Here is a 21,337-nt window from a genome sequence, read left to right on the forward strand (position 1 = left end):
ACAGCCGTTGACATTGAAGATGGATTTGTATAATTTTGACATGGGCTTTTTCTTCTGTTTTTTTTGGCGATTAAATTTTAGAAAATAGCCCATTTTTTGTTTAATTTAGGCGAAAGTCAACAAAAAAGGGTGGCGAAGCCACCCACACATGTTGATGAAGAGCCTTTTTAAAGCTAAATTATTCATAATCCCTACATTGATTTTTGGGAGTTTCCAAACGTTGGTCAACATCTTTATAATTGTCGTGTTCCACAGATTCCCTCATATTAGGAGCTGTTTTTAAGCTTGCACCTCGTATATGCGCACCAAATTCGTGAGCAGCAGTCCTTGCCTCAGCTTCATCAAAAGTTACATTAAGCGCATCAGACCATTCTCTACTACCTTGATTACTTAGAGTCACCGTAGCATCTAACATTTTAGAATCATCAGATACTCCATTCAACAAACTAATTTGAGTCCGATACCCATCTTGCGTTGCTCCAGCAAGTTCTCGAGGACCAATAAGTTCCTCCTGCCGTTTAAGAGAAATTTTTATTGATGTTGTATTCGCAAATTCGTATTCTCTGCGAATATCCGCATTTCCCCAAAAATTATTGTTTAAAGCTTTTTGATACAACGCCTTACCGGCATCGTCTACAAAAACGTTTCCATCCTCATCTACCCCATTAATCGGATTCATCCCATTCCCCACATACAGATACGGGCTTGCGAATTGTCTCTTGGGATCCACGCTAGTCCACATTCCAAGCATTGGATCCAGGTATCTTGCGCCGAAGTAGTTCAGCTCGGTTTCGTCATCCAATTCCTTGCCTGTAAACGTTTCCGTCACCTTATCGGTGGGTTCCGAGAGCGTCACCTGTTCACCGAAGGCGCGGTAGTCGTAGGCAGCCCTCACACTGCCAGTGCCGTCACCTGTACCGTACACCAGCATGGTGGAGCCAAGGTGGTTCTTGAGGTACCATTCGAATTTAGGATTGAATACGCTCCAGTCGGTCGGCTTTCCATTTTCGTCGAGAGTCGTCGATGGCACCACTGGTGCCGAGGCGTCCTCGGGCATGTAGCGGCCGAGGCCCTGGGGCATGTTCACCACTACCTTTGTTTCGCTGGGAGTGCCGTTGTGGAAACTTTCGCGGACCTCGGTGCCGATGCCTGTGTAGTGGGTTACAAGTTCGCGTTCCCAGTCGGCAGCATACACGCCGTCGGCCTTGTCGGAAATGCAGGCCTTGCGGAACCTTGTCTTTGAAACGCGCCTGCCGGAACCGTCGTATGCCATGGTCAGCATAAGACTATCGCCCCTACTGCAACTACGCGTATTCTCAAGCACGTTTCCTGATCTAGTTTCCATCCTGAATTCCACCGGCATACCTCTCCAATCATAGGAAATTTTCAGGGACTATTTGGATATTTTTTACGCAGAAATTTCCATACAATAATCGCAATCAATAGAAAAACATCGACTAAAATTACGCAATTGACAAAAGAAATTTTTTCGAAACTAAGAATCTCCGATAATACACTTTGATCAGCATATTCTCCATAGGCAACCTCATAAAGAGCACAGGCACTAACGATATTTACTATTACAACAAACGCTGTGGCTATCTTTTTCTTGCACTTGAACATAGAAATCCTCTACTGTTTTTACTATACAAGTATTTACGGACTGTACTTGATATCTACTGGATCACCAGTCTCAACTTGAGGCAAACTCGTCCCTTCTGGAAGAATTTCAAGAAAAACTCCGCCATCATCATAGTTATCATCAAACATTTCTTTCAATTGGTTATACGACTGTTCATCAGTCACCAAGCACGCTAGAGACGTTCCTCCGGCGGTCCCATTCTTACCGGGGTGTATTTGAGCACCACGAGTTATCGAACCATCAGCATTTTTTACAGTATTCCAATCATCCGTATTACTGATTGACGGCCGACCTGCATGATCGTTTATATCAATATTATTCCACCAATTTAATATTCTTGTACGAAGTCCAACATTTGTCAAGTAGGGTCTTGGCGAAATTGTGTAGCTTCCAACCCCAAGTTGATTAATATTCATAGTTTGCTTGTTGAATGACCCTGAAACAGGCTTACGCCCTTTATCATCTTCTGCATAAAAATAATATCCTCCCGACTTCACTTTTGTTGCGTATAAATACGCGGCGTTCCCATCAGGATCCACCCCATTCACCGGATTCATCCCATTCCCCACATACAGATACGGACTGCTAAACTGACGAGCCGGATCTACAGAAATCCACATTCCAATCATCGGATCCAGGTATCTTGCGCCGAAGTAGTTCAGCTCGGTCTCGTCGTCCTTTTCCTTACCTGTGAAGTTTTCTGTCACCTTGTCACCTGCGTCAGCGATCAGATCAATCTGTTCGCCGAATGAGCGGTAGTCATAAGCTTTCTTCACTTCACCGAGGTCTGCAACGTCTGCGTTTGAGGAACCCTGGGTGCCGTACACCAGCATGGTGGAACCAAGGTGGTTCTTGAGGTACCATTCGAATTTAGGATTGAATACGCTCCAGTCGGTCGGCTTTCCATTTTCGTCGAGAGTCGTCGATGGCACTACTGGTGCCGAGGCGTCCTCGGGCATGTAGCGACCCAGGCCCTGGGGCATGTTCACCACGACCTTTGTTTCGCTGGGAGTGCCGTTGTGGAAACTTTCGCGGACCTCGGTGCCGATGCCTGTGTAGTGGGTCACGAGTTCACGTTCCCAGTCGGCGGCATACACGCCGTCGGCCTCGTCGGAAATGCAGGCCTTGCGGAACCTTGTCTTGGAAACGCGCCTGCCGGAACCGTCGTAGGCCATGGTCAGCATGAGGCTGTCCCTGCTACAACCACGCGTATTCTCAAGCACGTTTCCTGATCTAGTTTCCATCCTGAATTCCACCGGCATACCTCTCCAATCATAGGAAATTTTGAGGGATTTGGCTGAGCAACAATGTTATTTTTTTGTTGCATCGACGTTTTTCCAAATTTCGCTAACTAAATGATTTGCAATTGGTTAACCAAAGAATGCAATACAATGTAGGCGTCAATTCAAAAAAAAGACAAAAATAATCAAGAAACGCTTTACTTGTACAAATAAGTTTTTTAAATTGCCACGCCGTATTGAAAATGAAAAGTTTTTAGTTGGCTCCTAACCATGTTTTGGGGGTTAGAGTCTTAATTAAAAAATCGGGTATTTCAAGTACTGTATTTTACTTGTGCAAGTGAAATACGGGTTTTGGGGTATGCTCAAAAAAAATGATTGAGATTTTCAATCATGCACAAAGGATTGATTATGAATAAATTATCAGTAGTCGCTTTGTTGCTTTCCCTACTGTTTGTTGGGATCGCCTTCAAAACATTAGCAAACGATGCCTGTTATCCGTATTTCATTGACTCTACGGAAGTTCTTGCTGCTGACCAGGAAATGCAGGCGATAAATCGAAAAATTGGCCTCCAAGATGAAATCTTGAAGAAAAAGGAACAGAATTTTACTGATTCCATAATGGGCTTGTTTGATTCAACATCGGTTCGCAATGAAAAATACGATGCGCTTGTTGAATTACTGAATCTCGAAAGCAATGTGTACCGACACAACATGATTGATTCAATAAGCAAGGCCTCTCAAGCTGAGGTTGAAGAAGCTGTCAAAAAGTTTAATGAAAAAGTCGCTGAATACTGCAAGAGGAATGGCTTTGCAATCCTTTTTGGATCTAATGATAATTCTGTTGTTTATGGTACCGGCACAAAAGCCGATAAAACCAAGGAACTTATAACATACATTGGGGGAATCAATGAATAAAATGGGTAAAATTGCTGCTGTTTTAGCCGTAATTATTTCACTTGCAGGCATAGCCTATGTCTTGCAGCACAGTAAAGATGAAGTTCGATACGGCTTTGTGAATACTGAAAAACTTTTGAATTCCTTTGTGGAATCACAGAAGGCTTTGGATGAAGTTCAGCAGGCTGAAACCAAGTGGAATACAGAAAGGCTTGTTATCGAAGATTCCCTAAAAGCTTTTGAAGCGCGAGTGGTTGAATCTTATGAGAAACTTTCTGTTGCTGAAAAGACTGCGATGAAGAAGGAACAGGTATCTCGAATTGAAGAACTTGGCCGCTTTAATCAGGCTCGAGCAAACTCTATTCAGCAGCTCCGTGTGCAGAAGCTTCAAAATGTATACGAAAAAATCAATGCTGCCATGTCTGATTTTGCAAAGAAGAATGGCTTGGATATCGTTTTCGCGACGAGCAACGGAAGCATTGTATATGGTGAAGGGTCTAAGGTTGATGTTACCGATGATTTCCTTGTTTTCTTGAACGATCGTTTTAAATAAAAATGAAAAGTACTTTGTTTGCAACAACTCTGCTCTTTGGCTTTGTGGCGCTGTTATGTGGATGCACAAAGCGTTTGCCGGAGTCGGAATATCTTTCTTTTTATGAAGCCAACTGTAAGTCGGAATTTTTTCGAGGAGGTGTTACGTTCTATGCGATGCCTCTTTCTGCCGATTATGAGAAGGTTAAGTGGGGAACTCCTCTGGATTCTGGCATGAGAGTTCTGTTTTGGGCAACGCCTCGTTCTAATTTGGAATTCGAGAATGCATTCCTCATAAGCAAGAAGGATTCCTCAGCAGTTGTTGCCTTCCGTAAATCGGTAACATTTGAATTAGGTGCTGCAGATTCATTTGTATTAAGCTTCGCTGATAAAAAAAATGGTGCAGCCCTTTATGTAAGCAATGTCAGTCACGGTATTGGCGGCATTGAAATGAATCTAAAAAATTGTGACAATATTCGTTTGATTGAGAAATAACGATGAAAAAAGCCTATTACGTAGCTTTGCTTTCCTTTAGCTCTGTGGCCTTTGCTTTGCAAGGAGGCCCGTCACAGCCTGATTATATCCAGTTCGAACCTTCTGAATTACAGGATATGGTTAATTTACAAACTGGTAATTTTACTTATTCAATACCTTTAGGAGAACTTCCGGGAGCCTATGGAAATTTCCCTCTTAGTATGTCTTATCATGCGGGTATTACTCCTCAACAAGAGGCTTCTTGGGTTGGGCTTGGATGGACTTTGAATCCAGGTGCTATTAATCGAGATTTAAGAGGCGTTCCCGATGATCAATTCCATGGTGGAACATTAGGTTTTGTATATCAATATGCTGCATGGCATTATTGGAATTTGAACTTTGGCTATGGTTATGGAGCATTCTCTGTTGGTATGAATGTTTCTAGCAGTGGCGGTGTGGGAATGTCTTATTCTGCAGGGTTCAAACTTGGAGAATATGCGGGTGTTGGTTTTACAGTAAGTAATGAATCTTTTGGATTGAATGCTAGAGTTGGTGCTTTGAACCAATCTCTGGCATTTTCTACAAGTAATGGCTCTATATCTGGATCAACAACACTTTCTGTTGAAGGACGGAATGTTGGTGCGTCCATCGGTGCGTCGTATGGCCAGGGTCAAAAAACAGCTTACAATGTTGGTTTCTCTGTTTCAGGGCATGAAGATGTAAAAAATGGAGCAGGAAATGTCGTTGGTACCAAGACAAATACTATGAAAGTCGGCCTGTCTTCGGGAGGTGTTTCTGTTTCTGGAACTCAAAGTCTGTATGATGGAAATGGAAAATTTGTTTCTGAAAGTGGTGTTGGAACGACTGTTAACGTTGCCAACTCTGTTGTTTCTGGAAAAGGGTCGACATCAACAAGAGGTTTTAATCTTTTTGTTCCAACGCCCTATGGAACATTTTCTTTCGGATTCAATGATAACATTTATGAATATCATATGAGATCCGCTACTTCGGATTATGTTTATGGTTATATGTATCAGGCGGGACCTGCGATTGTTGCAGATGGTGATAATAACATCATTGGCATGCCGCAGAGTGAAATTGGCTCTGCTAAAGACTCTAAGTCTGATATGAAATGGTCATGGACTTTGAAGGGACGTAATCTTGAAAAACTTGGGGATCATAGAAAGTATCCTGCCTATGACTTGTTTAATGTGTCATCAGAAGGCGCTGCCGGTTCCTTCCGTTTGTTCCCTAGAGAAGAGCACCAAATTTATGAACTCATTAGTGATTCTTGGACTGTAGATGATGGAAGTGTTGAATCATATTCTCCGCTTACTTATGGCGATCAAGACTTCAAACCATATGCTGAGGAATTCAAATTTGATAGTGATGGTTCCAATATAAAAAGTGAATATTCTTCTTATGAACAGTGCCTAAATGATGAAACTTGCTCTCCGTATGCTCGTTATGCTACAAATATTCGTAATGAGGGAAATCGTTTTGTTTATAGAAAGAATAAATCTAATGTTGATACGATTTCTAGTGGAATGAACTTCTTGTTTGTGGGTGAAGGTGGCTATTACAAAACAAGCGATTTAGGTAGTACAAAAGCATACGATAGAAAGCATGTTTCAAAGGATTTACTGTATAGGACAGTTGGTAATCGCGAATATGCCTTGTATGGATCAAGGAAAATTGAACCTATTTTTGAAGATGATAGTCCGGTTGGATCTTTAAAGGGCTTTGTAATTACCGCTTCAAATGGTAATAAATACATCTTTGGTCAGCCTGTTAAGTCCTATTTAAAAGTTGATTACTCAATTAATAAAGAAAAGGGAGCTCCTGTTTTTGTTGATCAGTCAACGTCTATTTCAAATTCAAATTTCTTTGTTGATTTTGCAAAAGGATATTGGAAATTTCTTAAGGGTGTTTATACGCTTTATTACCAAATCGGTAAAAGCGTGGTAAATTTCTTTGCGAAAAAAGGACATTTGAATGAAACGTGCACTTCTGGAGCTGACGAAAAAGAAAAGGTTGCAGATTTATTCTTCTCTTATCAAGTAAATATGAATCCATATGCAACTCAATGGTTGCTTACTGAAATTCAAGGGGCAGATTATATTGATCTTGGGGAAAAGTCTATTGGTTATAATGTGAAATTTAAGTACACAAAACCATCTATTTATCGTTGGAGAACTCCGTATGGCCGCCCTGGCTTAAGTGCTGCTGATTTGCCGAATTTTAGAATGCCTTCCAATGGCTTTACTCCGGAAGGTTGTGATTCAAGAATGTATCAGGCATCATTTGGCGTGAAAGAATATGTGTATCTAGAATCTATTGAAACTTCAACTCATAAGGTTAAGTTTGTTTTGAATGATTCTGCTTTAGAAGAGCGTGTTGATGGAAAGGGCTGGGAAAAAGGACTTAACCCCGAAAACGGTTATTCTGATATTCCAATTTTTGTACAATCAAATTTGCAAGGAAAGGTAAAAAAAGGGAAAAAAGTATACTCCTATTATACTGAAAAGTGGTGCGTTGCGGCGCCTGCAGGTAGTCATGGGGGGGGGACAAATTGTAGAAAAGCAATTACTGGTGAAGAAATTATAATCACTCCAGAATATCTGTATTTTAGTACGCCTGTTCCTGATGTTTTGAAAAAAGTAATTCAAAATAAAAAGACTATTATGATTGGCAATTTTAATACGGGAGATTTGCCTGATGGTTCGTATTCGCCTAATGAACTGGAGAAAGTCCGTAAACAAATGACGAATTTTAATATGGGCGAATATTCGCTTTTAATTGATGAAAATACCGAAATTGAACCTGTAACGGATGAAAAATCAAAGTATGGACTTTTCAGAGTGAAACTATCTGCAAATAATAGTCCTATACATGCTTATTCATTTGTTGAAAACTCTTATGACGGAAAAGAAATTGTTCTTGGTGAAGCTGGTGTTGGTGAGGTATATCCTCTTATAGAATGGTCTAATATCATTTTTGATAACTCAGTTGATGAAGTTGGTGATAATCAATCCAGATATTTGAAGAGTATTGTCTATTACAATAAGAATGATACAAATCATGCTTATCAAATATTTGATTTTAAGTATGATTATTCTTTACAACCTAAGACATTGAACTCTTATTGTTCAGGTAAGTATCCGAAGAGTAATGAAGATATTTTGAATTCTCCTGATACTGCTAGTGTTGATGTTTGCTCAAACAAGGAGAGCGGAAGTTCAGAAACCGGTGCTGTTGAAGAAAAAAATTATTTGTATGGTAAATTAACTTTGAAGAGTATTTCTGAAAGAGGTTGCCGTAATGGCAAATGTTCTTATTTGCCTCCTTTCAAATTTGAGTATAATTCACCTTCGTTGACTTCGACCCGTCTAAGTACTAAAGATGGTTGGGTTGAATTATCTCAGCAAAAAGTTTCTGGATCTTCTAACGAAAATGCTGAATATCAGTATCCTGCTAGTTATTATGAGAATCTGTCAGATGTTGATGCTAGTATTATAGCTTCTTCCAATGTTGTTGATGATTGGGGTATGTGGAATATGCATGCCACATCGGAAAATCACAAGGTTGACCAGTCTTTTGCTGATTACGGAGCTTCAGCATGGAGTTTGAACAAGGTTGTTGATCCTGCTGGAGGCATTATGGAAGTCTCGTATGAACGAGATTCCTATCAAAATGGTGAAGATTTTGCTAGCGAAAAACGTTATGTTGAAATAGTGGGTTTCGAAAAGTGTTCTAGTTACAGCGATTATCAATTGTCTAATGATGATCGATATAAGGACAAATTGTGTGTTGAAATTGGTCAATTGTATTGGAGAGAGCAATGCCTTGGCCCTCGAGAGGCTTTCTGGGATACCAAAAAACCTATGGGATTCAATGGCTCTGGTTTCGAGTACTTAGATTCAATGGGCGTAGATGTTCGTTCGGGTAATACTCATGTTATGCTGAATTTAACTTCGGCGATGGATACTGAAGTTGATTGTGGTCCTTTTGGTTGGGGCAGTTGCGATCGTACAAGAAGCGTTGCTGTAGTTACAGAAGGTGCGGTAATTGCGGAATTAAACGCCGTAAGTGGAAAAAATTTAGTTAATCGATTGATTGTTATTGATAATGCCTACGAACTTATTGACGCTGGATTGAAGGAAGCTGCTTATAGAATTACTGAAGATCAATCTTGGAGCTCTTCCGGAAAGGATCGTAAGGGATTTATGTGGTCTCGACAAGAATTTGAAAGTATGAAAGGAGGAGATTTGCGTGTTAAGCAAATTTCTCGTACAGATATTGATAGAACAACTCGTTCTGAATACGATTATTCTCTTGGTGAATTGGCTTTGCTTCCGGATTCTTCATTCACGACTGTACTCGGCAATCGTTTCTTTGGTGATAAGGTCTCGTTTGCTTTACCGAATGTCGGTTTGAAACCTAAGTCTCGAATTGTTGGCTTTGATGATGATGATTTGCTCTATCTGCCTGGTTCAGGAGTCTCTTACCCGATGGTTTCTGTGAAGAATACAGATTCTCAGGGAAAAACTCTTAATGGTACAACAGTGTTTAAGTATATAACTCCAGAAAGTGGTGTACCAAAGGCGTTTATCGACCCTTCGACTTTGGCAATATTGAAGCCGTTCCTTAAGGTTAATGCAGTTTTATTTAACTATGAAGGATCTCATTTAGATAAGGATTATGACTACAGGTCTTTTTATGCGGAAATTGAACTGCTAGATGAACATAAACAGCAAATTAGCGGTATTGACTTGTTGAACGTGCTTATCGCGCAAAACAAGAGCAATAGTTATATGTTCTATGCGGACAATATTAAGGAGGCTAAATATCTAAGAGTTTCTGTAAAATATAAGAACAATGAGCCTATGCTGAGCGATATTTTCGTCCTTGATGATCTTACAGAATATAATGAAGTCGCTGTAGCATTAAATCTTAATCTAAGTAAAAAAGAAAAAAAACTTACTTTAAAACCTATGTGGGCTCGATCTCATAAGGAGGGCTTCGTTCCCATTTTGTATAGATCTGTCAAGTATGGTAAAGAAAAATTCCAAATTCAAGAAATAGGCGAAAAAACTGAATTGACTGATTTTGCAAATTTTGAACAGTCTATTGTATATCATGATCTTACATCCTTCCTTGGCTTGAATTATGAAATCAGTTACTATAGAGGGACCAACGAAAATTCTGTAAAGATAAAGAGCGTGAAGAATGTGTATTCAACGAAGGCTCCAAGTGTTGCAGAAGATGTTGCCGATGACAATAATGATATTGCAAATAAGGTTGGTGTACAAATAGAAAAATGGGCGTATGAAACGCAATTGCATTGTGAAACTTATGATGGAAAAGAAGATGCTGGTAAGAAAAATCAGTGCATGACTAAATATGCTCCATTGTATGAACGTGTTGACTCTAAAAAGAAGGATCATGGCAAGTTTGAATATGTTCGTTATCCTGCATTCTTGATATCAACCAAGACAATTGCTGGTTATGATAATCAAAATGGTGTTGAACGTAATGTGTTTACAGAAACTTCTATGGACAATCATCGTTTTGATCCGCTCACCGGAAGCCCTACTGCTACTGTTGCAAGAACTGTAATTTCTAGGGAAAAAGGAGGAAAAACCCTAGAAATGCGCAAACTTACAGTGAAGCATCCGCATTATTCGATTAAGGAAAATGGCAAGTCTACAGTGCTGGCAGACAATATGTTCTTGAAGAATATGATTTCTCAAAATTTCTATGATGCGATTTACTCAGGTACTGTTGACTCGGCATCTTCATGGAATTCAATTGAAATAAATGATAGCTTAAGAAGTTTCTCTTTTAGTCCATTCCGATTAATTCCAGATTCTTTGTATAAGCAGAATAATCGTCCCATTGTTGCTTGGGGAAGCTATAATAGCAAACTGCGACCTAAAGAATATTTAGGAAATGGAACTTTGCTGAATGCTTTGGTTCAGTATCAAAATGGTGATAATCTGCCGGAATTGGAAAGATTTGGTGGCACTCATATAAAAAGTGTTGATTCAAATCTTAAGATTGTGGAAACCCGTAATGTCTTTGGTCGAGTTCTCTCGACACACTATTCTGACGATGGAATGTATCAAACTTCTTTATTCTATCCCGCGAATATTTCTGAAACAGCATCTATTGTACCTGTTGGCAAAGGTCTTGCAAAAAAGAATTGCGAAGTAGAGGTTTCTTCTGTTGATTTGAATAAGGGTGGGGCGGTTTTGTCTTCAAAACCAATTTGCTCTGTTGATGACACAAACTTGGTTGTTGAATATAGAGCTTTTATTAATGGCTCCTGGAAAAGAGTCAGAAAAAAGTACTCCTCAAACTCGTTGTCCTCTTTAACATCTGGCGTTATTCTGAATTACTTAAGAATTTATCCAACTAGTGCAGAAAGTAAAACGTTTATTACGGATTTCTATGGAAATGTGGTTCAGATTGTTGCAGAAGACAACTTGTCAACATATTATGAGTATGATCCTACTGGAAGTTTAATCCAGATTAGAAATGATGATGGGGTTTCTTTTAAGAGCCATCATAGAGAATTTAGAAATGACACACTTGATAATATTAGTGTTGGAACTTTTATTGAAAAATAGGGGGGGGGATAAATGAGAAAAATCTTTTTGTTCTTGCTTACCATAGCAGTTGTTAATTCTTTTGCAACGTTGAATATTTCCATTGAAAATGGCGATAGAAAATCGTTTTATGTGGGAGAAAAGGCTTTTGTATCTGTTTACATTCAAGAAACGGACGCTTTACTTGCTGCGGGGGGCTCAAGTGGTTATGGCTTAGATGGGTATGTTTTGGTTAATAGCTCCAAAAATGCTTCTTGGCTAAAACCAGAGGGGCGCCCAGAATATGCAGATGGAATCCAGTTGAATACAGATGATCCTAGTAATCATTGGCAGAATAATCAAGCATTCTGGTTACAACTTTCCGGTATTGCAACAAAGGCTGGGACGTATAGTGGTACATTGACTGTTCGTAAAGGGATTGAATCTGCGAGCTTAAATTATTCATTTGAGGTCTTGGATTATCCCGTTAATACTCCTGTAATAGTGTCTTATGATAGTGCAGCGAGTTATGATAGACAGATTGATTTTCATTCTTATATAAGAAATAATAGCACGTATAAAAGAATGTTGGTTCGTCCTTATATGGATTATTATATGACTAAAACAACTGGACGTCAAGCAGTCTTAAATGTTTGGGAACGACCAATCAATTCATGTGTTCAAATTTTAGATTGTGGAAATGATCATTTTGTTTTTAGGCAGAAGTTTTTGGACAACCAAACTCTCGAAGTTGGGGAGACGTCAGAAGAATTTCTTTTGGGTTATAATGAATGGGCGAATTCAAGTAATTCTTATTATTTTAGTAGCTTGCAAGAAAAAGATGTTGATGCTTTTGGAGGGTATGGATATGATCTGACATCTAATTCCAATGAATTTGTAGACTATTCATATGCTGGTTATGCAACGAATTATGCAGCAAAGGCGATGCGCCGAAATCGATTTTATAATCCGCTGATGGCGTTGTATGAAAAAGGTGGCTCACTTGTATATGGTAGTTCGCCAGATTGGTTTAGTGAATCTTCTTGTAAAGAAGTTTCTCCAACTACAGTGAAAAAGCTTGACTATACAAAAGTGAGAACTGATACTCCCAAAAACTTTTGTAACGATGATGACTATATTAATCTTTCTGCAGGTGAAGATGTGATTTATGAAGGTGAAGATTATTTTTCACGATTAGATGTTCCGTCTGATTATAAAATCAATTTTTCTCTTGGTGATGGTTCTTATGGCTGGTTCGAAATAGGGTCTCCTGCGGATTATTGGGATGATTATAAAGATGTTGTTAATAATAACGTTAGTGGTTATCGAGACATTGTTTATATTCGGTCTAGGCATAATCAAGTTAGACAAGTAAATACGTTGGATCCAGAAACAATTGTGTATTCTTTGGATGCAGAAGATTCTTATGGTCATAAAACTTCGGCCCAAAGAACCATCGTTATCAAAGATGGAAAGGATCATCCGGAATCCAAGAAATTGCAAAGAGGTCTAGCAGTACTTTTGGGTGATGAAACGTGGTTTAAAAAGTATCAATTAGACATTGCTACAGGTATTGTCAATTATAGTGATCAAGATATTACTCTTGAAAATTTCTATTATGATTATTATGGACAAGTTGATGTTCGTGATCCTTCCCATGACATTAATCAACCTAATTTTTGGTATCCCAAATTAGGCGAAGAAGCTGATAAACTTCATATCGAAGAAACTTATACGGATTGTGGAAATAATCGATTTAGAGTTCGATATAAGTATAAAGGGAAGAAAATTCTGTACTCTAATCAATCTTTTTTTGATAATAAAGTTGGTTTTTATTATGGTACTACAAAGACTTATAATAAAACAGACGACTATTCTATGCAAGATTTTAAAAATGATCGCCTAAACCGTCGACGTTACGCCCCTCATGTTCCGTTGTATGATGGACGAGGTGAGCTGCTATGGGGTAATGCTCCTACTTGGGCTAAAGATTGTGTCGATGCTGCTAATGAAAATTCTGGTTTCGAAGATGAATTGCTTACAGAATCATCATCTAGTGCCGTTTCAACGCCTGTTTTTGAGTCTTCATCTAGTGCGCAGGAAAAGGGTGATAAACTTGTTGTACGTTTTGCAGATGCTAGCGCATATACTGATAGTCGTCTTGATATAAAAATGGATATTGTAAATAATGGTTCGAAGTCCGTTGATCTTTCTGGTTATGAAATTCGTTTTTATTACGGAAAAACCTCTTTGTTGGATGATATTGATTTGTTGAATAAGAGTGCCACAAATTCTTCTGGTGTAACAATTGAAGATAGAAGATGTGCAGAAGATTTGTATATGCTTTCGGCAAAGTTTAATTCAAAGACAATGCTTGCTGCTGGCGAAAAATCAAATCCGATTGAATATGTGATGAAAAAATTGAATGGTGATGAGTGGATCGGACTTCCTTTTGGAAAGAAAGAATTTGCAAGTTATTTAGAAAGTAGTGCCTTGGTTGTTGACCATAATATCGCTCTGTACGACAAGAATGGAAAACTGGTGTTTGGTATTCCTGCATGGGAATGCGAGGGATATGAAAAGAAAGAATTAAAGTTATCTGTTCTAGAAACTCTTTCTTTAGTCAAAAATGAGAAAAAAAAGGGAATGGTTGGTAGTATTTCTTTAACTATCAAGAATGATGGTGATTCAGCTGTTGCTGGCCCTGCATATGTTGATTACCAGGTCACCCATTCTTTGGGACAAATACCCATTCTTGCTATTGGAAAAGATACTCTTGCAGTGGCAAATACGATGATGGATGTCTCTGATGGATTGCATGTGATTCGTTTGTCTTCTGGTAATAAGCATGTCTTCCGTTTTATCATTGTTGCAGGGATTCCTCAAGGGAAATATTCAAGAAATATTGACTTTACTTTGTTTGATCAATGCTTGTTTGACTGTACTAGTGAAACTAAAGATCAGTCTTTGATTGATGCTTGGAGTAAACAGTACTCCTGGAACTTTGTAGATGATTGGTCTGCTAAAGATGTCATTTCTTATGAAGGAACAACTATAAAATATCCTAAAAAGAAAGTTACGAAGAATGTTGCGATTTATAACAGCGCACTTGCATTGATTTATGGTTCTGTAGATTCAAGTTCTCCGATTCTTGCGTCACCAGTGATTGAAGGTGAAACTGAAGTTAGTTTGAAACATTCGTTTACAGAAAATAAAAAACAAAAAACCAATAGAACAGATGCTGTATCTTATGCTGGAGGACAATTGATTTCTGGTGGTGACTTTGAAACTGCTTGGCTCCAGGGATGGAATGTGTCAGATAATGTAAGCAGCATTCGTGGGGATGCGCCGCAAGGATCTCGTTATGTTCAATTGAACGCAGGCTCTCAAATCTCTCAAAAATTCAGCCCTGTTGTGAAGCAAACTTTGATTGATAGTGGTGCTACTATCATTGTTTGGCATAAGGGAGCTTATACACATTTTTATCTGAATGAACAAGATTTCTATTTGCAAGCGTTGCCATATTCAGCCTCTTGGAGACTTGATACTATATACATAGAACCAAACTATTGGAAAAACGTAGATTCTCTTTGCATTCGTGCGAATGGTAATTTGTCTTTGGATGATATGGTTATGATTCCTGGCAATAAATCCTTCCCATCTATCTATGCGGTTCGTTTTACTACCACTCAACATGATGAAGTTGAAACAAGATCCTTTGATGGTGATAAGGAACTTTTGGTAACAAATGCGGTTCGTGATGAGTTGGGACGTTCTTGGAAAAAATATCTTCCGTTTGCATTGCCTTGCTCTAGTGTTTTGGAATGTAATTCTGAAACGAAAACTCTGAAATATCCAGAAATGGCAAATCAATTCTATGTTGATGGCAATGAGGATTATCCGGATGCGGGAAAATATGCATACGTTGAAACGAAGTGGAAACCGGATCAAGTTGCTACCAAAAATATTGAAAGTGCTCCAGGAGCTGCCTTTAGTTTGACAAAAGAACATGTGATTCGATCTTATTCTTCTGGTGTGAATTTAAATATTGATAAGTTGAAGGATTTTGATTCGCTTGCAGAATCAGTTAAAGCAGTTCAGAATGAAGTGTTATTTGATGAAGGTAATGGTCTATTAAAGAAAAATTATCATGCAAATCATGATGAAAATCCAACTTATGTATGGTCTTTGATTGTTGATCAAAATAATAATGCGTCTTTTTCCGTTGTCGATGGTGACGGCCATACGATTGTTAGCGGAGCAATGAAGTACGATTCTTCTTCTAACACGTATAATATGATATCAAGAAGTGTTTATGAACTTGATTCTCGAGGAAATGTCATTAAGTCACATTCGCCATTAAGCTGCGAATATAATCCGATTCCTTCTAATTGTGTTTCTCCGAATAAATACGAATACGATGATGAAAGCCGTGTTATTTCATCGGTTGAACCCGATGCAGGGACAACTCGTTCTTACTATGATGTTGCAGGTCGTCTTAGAGCTACACAGACGCAAAATCAGATTGATCGTGGTGTAGCTTCTGTTATCGTTTATGATGATTTTGATCGTCAAATCTTTACTGGTGAGTGGAACGTTCCCTCAGATTTTGGGAAGGATTATTTTAAGGAACAAAAAAATTGGGAAAAGGCGGGGGAGTCTGATCTTATCCCAGGTACTGTGACTCGTATGATTTATGATGAAATGCCGAAGAACATTTCTCTGGGTGTAACTCTCTATCCGGCAGATATTGATTTTGACGAGACGTTTAAATATTCTAAGGGCCGTTTGGTTGCTGCAATCAGTGATGTATATGTCACGAAGAATACCTATGGTGCTGATTATGTTGTAAGAACGGCGATGTCCATATCTTATGATAAGTATGGTCGAATATTGACAACCTATACTTACGATCCCACAATGCCCGCAGATAGCTTACGGATGATGGCGGTAAAGAATATTTACGATATTGGAGGAAAACTTGTTGAAACCATGAAATACCCTTTCGGGTTGTCTAATCGTGGTAAGGTTAGGATGGTTTCAGAATTGTATGGTTATGATCGTTTGGGACGTGTTAGCCATATTAGTGTAAAAAACGGAGAATCCCTTGCTACATCCTTGGTTAATTATACCTACTATCCCACGGGAAATGTCAAGTCAGTAAGATTGGGGAATAGTGTTACCATTGATTACTCGTACCACATTTCCGGTGCAATTAAATCAGCTTCTGTTAAACGTGCAGATGGGATGGAACTGTATAAGGAAGAACTCTTCTATGAAGATTGTGGCAATAATAGTTGCAAACCCCAATATAATGGAAATGTCAGCCGCATGGTTCATCAGCTGTCTTCTTACTCAAGATACCCCGAAAGACGTAATTCAAATTACTATTATGATTTAATGAATCGTCTGACAAAGGTTAGTGATGCTGAAGAAGCGATGTTTAATGAAGTTATCGCTTATGATGAACAAGGTCGAATTGTAAGTATGCGACGTGCAAAACATGCGGAAAATGCTACTGGTGGAGAGTATTCCTATAAGCAGGGAAAAAATCAACTTGCTAGTGTTGCTGCTGGAATTGGAGGAGGAAATTTTAAATTCCTTAGTGATATTTCTGCTGACGTAACTCGTAATATGAGTGATTCCGAGAACTTTGTTTACGATGCGGAAGGTAATCTCATCGAGGACAAATCCAAGAACCTCAAAATTTCCTATGATTGGAGAGGTATGCCGGTGGAATTCAGGATGGAAACTAGATCAGGAAACGTGCTTGAGAATACGCGTAGTTGCAGTAGGGGCGACAGCCTCATGCTGGCCATGGCTTACGACGGCACCGGCAGGCGCGTTTCCAAGACAAGGTTCCGCAAGGCCTGCATTTCCGACAAGTCCGCTGACGCAAGCTCCTCCGACGGCGTGTATGTTGCCGACTGGGAACGCGAACTTGTAACCCACTACACCGGCATCGGCACCGAAGTGCGTGAAAACTATCGTGACGGCAGCCTCCAGGACGCCCGTGTGGTCGTAAATATGCCTCAGGGCCTGGGCCGCTACGGCGTGGAAGATGCCGAAAATTCGGACATTGGGTTTGGCGCGGGGTATATCCCCAGCACAAACTTCGAATGGTACCTCAAGAACCATCTGGGCTCCACCATGCTGGTGTACGGCACCCAGAGTACCTCAAACGCAGACGTTGCTGACCTCGGTGAAGTGAAGGCCGCCTACGACTACCGCGCCTTCGGCGAACAGATTGATCTGATCGCTGACGCAGGCGACAAGGTGACCGAGAATTTCACCGGCAAGGAGAAAGACGACGAGACCGAGCTGAACTACTTCGGCGCAAGATATCTCGACCCCATGCTCGGATTGTGGGTGAGTGTGGATCCCAAGCGACAATTCGCAAGCCCGTATCTGTATGTTGGGAATGGGATGAATCCAATTAGTTCTATCGATCCGGATGGAAATGCTGCGTTAGTTGGTGCGGCTTTAGGTGTCGCAGGTGGAATGGCCTTTGCTTTTGCTGAATCATATCGTTCAAATCAGCCGTTTCACTATTCTCTTGCGGATTGCATAACTGATGCTGCTGTTGGTGCTTTGGGCTTTGGTGCAATAAAAAATTTTGGTAAGGCAGCCTCTGCTTTATCTAATATGGAAAAAATAAAGACAGCAGGCAAATCTTTACGACGACCTAGATGGAAAAATGAGTTTAATGCAGCAAAAAAAGAACTTGAAGAAGGTGCTATTAAACTTGGTGTTGGTCAATTAGTTGATAAAACTGCACCTCAAATTATGGAGGATTTTGCTCCTGGCATGAAGGAATACTCCATTGATTTTGAAATTCCCGAATCAATTAAGATAGATCAAATGATGCCAGAACCAATAGTACAAAACGAAACTAAGTTAGAAGAGGATGTTAAATGAGATTTTTACTAGTGTCCCTCATTTATGCAATTCTATTTTTCTCAGACATTCCAATGAATTTTTTTGAGAAGATATTATTTGGTGGAATATATGTAATGTGTCTTCTGATGGAAATTTGGGGAATAATTATCAACCGAAAAAATAATGGGAGCAAAACAAGAAAATAAAAACAGGGCCGCGCCTTCAATGGTGCGGCCTTTCAATTTTGCCAGTTTTACAGTCCTACAATTCAGCTTCCAAGATTCCCATAAACCACACTTCTCCTCAATTCAGTTCCTTGTATTGCAGGGGGCGGGATGCTCTTGAAGTATTCTTTTTGTTTTGACTTTGTTGACACGGCTTTTAAATTGTTATATCTTAGATGTCATGGCCGTTAAATGCATGTCACAAGACTTGGATTACCGAAAGACTCACCTTGCAGTTGCTGCTATTGAAAATGCAGCGTTAAAGCTTGGTGTTGATTCTGCAGATTTGTTTGCTCGTCTGCAGAAGTATGGTATCGTGAAAGACGGCCTGTTTTCATTTTATGAGGAACTGCATACGCAGAGCCTTGACTGGGTTACGGACTTTATCATTGAGTCCTTGCAGAACCGGGAGGCCAGGGAAGTATGATTCTGTTTCACGGATCCGATAAAATCGTAGAGAAACCTGTGGCCAATTACGGACGGAACAAAGTTGATTTTGGCCAGGGATTCTATCTTACAAGTTTGCATGAACAGGCCGTAAAGTGGGCGAAGATTATTGCTTTTAAAAAGGGCTTGGGCAAGGCCTATGTCAGCGAATATACTCTTGATGAAAGTCTTCTGGATTCGCTTGGCCTGCGCTATAAGAAATTCCTTGCCTACGATATGGAATGGCTTGATTATGTGATTGATTGCCGCAATGGTGGCAGTTTGCAAAATCAATACGATGTTGTCGAAGGCGGGGTTGCTAACGACAACGTTATTGACACTGTCGAGAACTACGAGAATGGGATAATAACTGCTGAACAAGCCCTCGGCCAGTTGCAATACAAAAAGGTGAATCACCAGATTTGCATCCGTTCACAGGAAGTTTTGGATCGGATGTTACAATTTATTCGTTGGGAGGAGGTCTAGCCATGCAGAATGGAGTCCTCTGGCGAAAGGAAGCTCGGCTTGTTAAAAAGCTGGCTGAACTCAAGAATATTGACTGCACATCCGCTTTGTCGATTTTTTTTGCCTCTAATACGCATAAACTACTTTTACAGCCCGAGTCCGGCTTGCAGCTCATGAGCGACGGCTATATCCTTGAAGACCTTCTGGCAGAACTTGAGTGATTAAGGAACTCTGTAGGTCAGTGGAGTTCAGGATGGAAACTAGATCAGGAAACGTGCTTGAGAATATGCGTAGCGCCGACTGGGAACGTGAACTCGTGACCCACTACACAGGCATCGGCACCGAGGTCCGCGAAAGTTTCCACAACGGCACTCCCAGCGAAACAAAGGTCGTGGTGAACATGCCCCAGGGCCTCGGCCGCTACGGCGTGGAAGATGCTGCAAATTCGGACATTGGGTTTGGCGCGGGGTATATCCCCAGCACAAAGTTCGAATGGTACCTCAAGAACCACCTTGGCTCCACCATGCTGGTGTACGGCACCCAGAGTACCTCAAACGCAGACGTTGCTGACCTCGGTGAAGTGAAGAACGCTTATGACTACCGCTCCTTCGGCGAACAGATTGATCTGATCGCTGACGCAGGCGACAAGGTGACCGAGAATTTCACCGGCAAGGAGAAAGACGACGAGACCGAGCTGAACTACTTCGGCGCAAGATACCTGGATCCAATGCTTGGAATGTGGATTTCAGTGGATCCGGCACGTCAGTTTAGCAGTCCGTATCTGTACGTGGGGAATGGATATAATCCGATTGTCGGTGTGGATCCGGATGGGAATGTTGTTCATGTAGAAAAAAATGGCCGTAACATTAATTACACAATGTATGTCAAATTTGATGGTGGAACCCCTAAAGATGCTGATGAGTTCATATCTTCAGTAGAATCGTTCTACACAAGAAAAGTAGGTCAATACAATATTTCAATGAAAGTAGTAAATGATCCTGAACTCGCAGAAAATACAATTGAATTTGTGGATAAAATTGGACGTTCGTATGCTGGTTGTGACAATAGTTACAATTGTAACTATGCAAAGATTTTTACTAAAAATCCTGGAAACACCTCAGGAATTCATGAGTCAGGCCATCTTATGGGAATGAAAGATCGATACACCGATGAAGACGGTACTTTTGATGGCTTTGTCGGAAACATGATGGGTGACAAAGAGAATGGCCTGTCCCCCCCTTCAAGTTGAAGAAACTCAAAGAAAAAAAGAGAATACTTATGAAAATTTTGATCCGTTTAATGGTGATTAGCGTCCTTTGTATTTTATTCTCGTCTTGCTTTCGTGAGGATTCGAAGGAAGAGTATTCGTTTAAAGATTTGTTGTCACAAGACAAACATGATAGTACGGAATATTTTGAACTTAAACTTTCAAATAATATTTCCGTGAAAAAAACGGAAAACTTTGAAACTACAACTTATTTTTTTAGTGATTCTATACGAAAAGATTTTATGTCTTTGATGGTAGGATTCTACTCAGAAACCTTGGCTCTATTTGATTTGAAAGAAAAAATTCTTACTAAATCAGATACGTTTTACTATGTTGGAGATAAGAATAGAGGGTACTTTGTTGGAGATTCGTTGAAAAAGAAAAAAGCACACTTATATCTAATCGTTCCTTCTTTCGATTGCAACAAAAAAATTCAAAACTGCCATCCATGGCCCTTTGTTTTTCAATACGACTCATCCAAAGTTGACGAGGAACAATGTAAGAAAATAATGTCTTCGCTTAAATATTTGAAAATTTAAGGCTCTTCATCAACATGTGTGGGTGGCTTCGCCACCCTTTTTTGTTGACTTTCGCCTAAATTAAACAAAAAATGGGCTATTTTCTAAAATTTAATCGCCAAAAAAAACAGAAGAAAAAAGCCCATGTCAAAATTATACAAATCCATCTTCAATGTCAACGGCTGT

At 39.8% G+C, this 21,337-nt stretch carries 13 protein-coding genes; 10 read left to right on the forward strand and 3 right to left on the reverse strand.

The features are described from left to right. Positions 1–178: 178 nt before the first annotated feature. Genes MMG03_RS14980 through MMG03_RS14990 form a run of 3 tightly spaced genes read right to left on the reverse strand, consistent with a single transcriptional unit; the run spans position 179 to position 2,886 of the window. A complete protein-coding gene (locus tag MMG03_RS14980) occupies positions 179–1,345 on the reverse strand; it encodes an RHS repeat domain-containing protein (RefSeq protein WP_249506637.1) in 1,167 nt (388 codons plus the stop codon). A 41-nt stretch (positions 1,346–1,386) separates the two neighbouring features. Beyond that, a complete protein-coding gene (locus MMG03_RS14985; RefSeq protein ID WP_249506638.1) occupies positions 1,387–1,623 on the reverse strand; it encodes a hypothetical protein in 237 nt (78 codons plus the stop codon). Positions 1,624–1,656: 33 nt separating this feature from the next. Then, positions 1,657–2,886: an RHS repeat-associated core domain-containing protein gene (locus MMG03_RS14990; RefSeq protein WP_249506639.1), complete on the reverse strand. Its 1,230-nt coding sequence runs from the start codon at positions 2,884–2,886 to the stop codon at positions 1,657–1,659. A gap of 405 nt (positions 2,887–3,291) precedes the next feature. Here MMG03_RS14990 and MMG03_RS14995 point away from each other — a divergent pair, with 405 nt between their 5' ends. From MMG03_RS14995 to MMG03_RS15040, 10 genes are all read left to right on the forward strand, one after another. After that, the gene (locus MMG03_RS14995; RefSeq protein WP_139260273.1) at positions 3,292–3,798 is read left to right on the forward strand and encodes an OmpH family outer membrane protein; all 507 of its coding nucleotides are present in this window, start codon (positions 3,292–3,294) and stop codon (positions 3,796–3,798) included. Beyond that, positions 3,791–4,330, forward strand: a complete 540-nt coding sequence (locus tag MMG03_RS15000; protein WP_073238709.1) for an OmpH family outer membrane protein — start codon at positions 3,791–3,793, stop codon at positions 4,328–4,330. Before MMG03_RS14995 ends, MMG03_RS15000 begins: the two co-directional genes overlap by 8 nt. Positions 4,331–4,332: 2 nt before the next feature. Further along, positions 4,333–4,803 (forward strand): hypothetical protein, encoded by a 471-nt coding sequence (locus tag MMG03_RS15005; protein WP_249506640.1) that lies wholly within the window; start codon positions 4,333–4,335, stop codon positions 4,801–4,803. Positions 4,804–4,805: 2 nt separating this feature from the next. Continuing rightward, positions 4,806–11,414 carry a hypothetical protein gene (locus tag MMG03_RS15010; protein WP_249506641.1) on the forward strand — a complete coding sequence of 2,203 codons (6,609 nt, stop codon included), beginning with the start codon at positions 4,806–4,808 and terminating at the stop codon, positions 11,412–11,414. A gap of 12 nt (positions 11,415–11,426) precedes the next feature. Further along, the gene (locus MMG03_RS15015; protein ID WP_249506642.1) at positions 11,427–18,290 is read left to right on the forward strand and encodes an RHS repeat domain-containing protein; all 6,864 of its coding nucleotides are present in this window, start codon (positions 11,427–11,429) and stop codon (positions 18,288–18,290) included. 366 nt (positions 18,291–18,656) lie between these two features. Further along, the gene (locus tag MMG03_RS15020) at positions 18,657–18,902 is read left to right on the forward strand and encodes a DUF3791 domain-containing protein (protein ID WP_249506643.1); all 246 of its coding nucleotides are present in this window, start codon (positions 18,657–18,659) and stop codon (positions 18,900–18,902) included. Continuing rightward, positions 18,899–19,387 (forward strand): DUF3990 domain-containing protein, encoded by a 489-nt coding sequence (locus MMG03_RS15025; protein WP_249506644.1) that lies wholly within the window; start codon positions 18,899–18,901, stop codon positions 19,385–19,387. Before MMG03_RS15020 ends, MMG03_RS15025 begins: the two co-directional genes overlap by 4 nt. A gap of 2 nt (positions 19,388–19,389) precedes the next feature. Then, complete coding sequence (locus MMG03_RS15030) at positions 19,390–19,587, forward strand: hypothetical protein (RefSeq protein WP_073161509.1); 198 nt, start codon at positions 19,390–19,392, stop codon at positions 19,585–19,587. 32 nt (positions 19,588–19,619) lie between these two features. Beyond that, complete coding sequence (locus tag MMG03_RS15035) at positions 19,620–20,615, forward strand: RHS repeat-associated core domain-containing protein (protein ID WP_249506645.1); 996 nt, start codon at positions 19,620–19,622, stop codon at positions 20,613–20,615. 29 nt (positions 20,616–20,644) lie between these two features. Next, positions 20,645–21,172, forward strand: a complete 528-nt coding sequence (locus tag MMG03_RS15040; protein ID WP_139260289.1) for a hypothetical protein — start codon at positions 20,645–20,647, stop codon at positions 21,170–21,172. Positions 21,173–21,337 lie beyond the last annotated feature (165 nt).

Source organism: Fibrobacter sp. HC4 (assembly GCF_023373925.1).
Taxonomy (GTDB): Bacteria; Fibrobacterota; Fibrobacteria; order Fibrobacterales; family Fibrobacteraceae; genus Fibrobacter.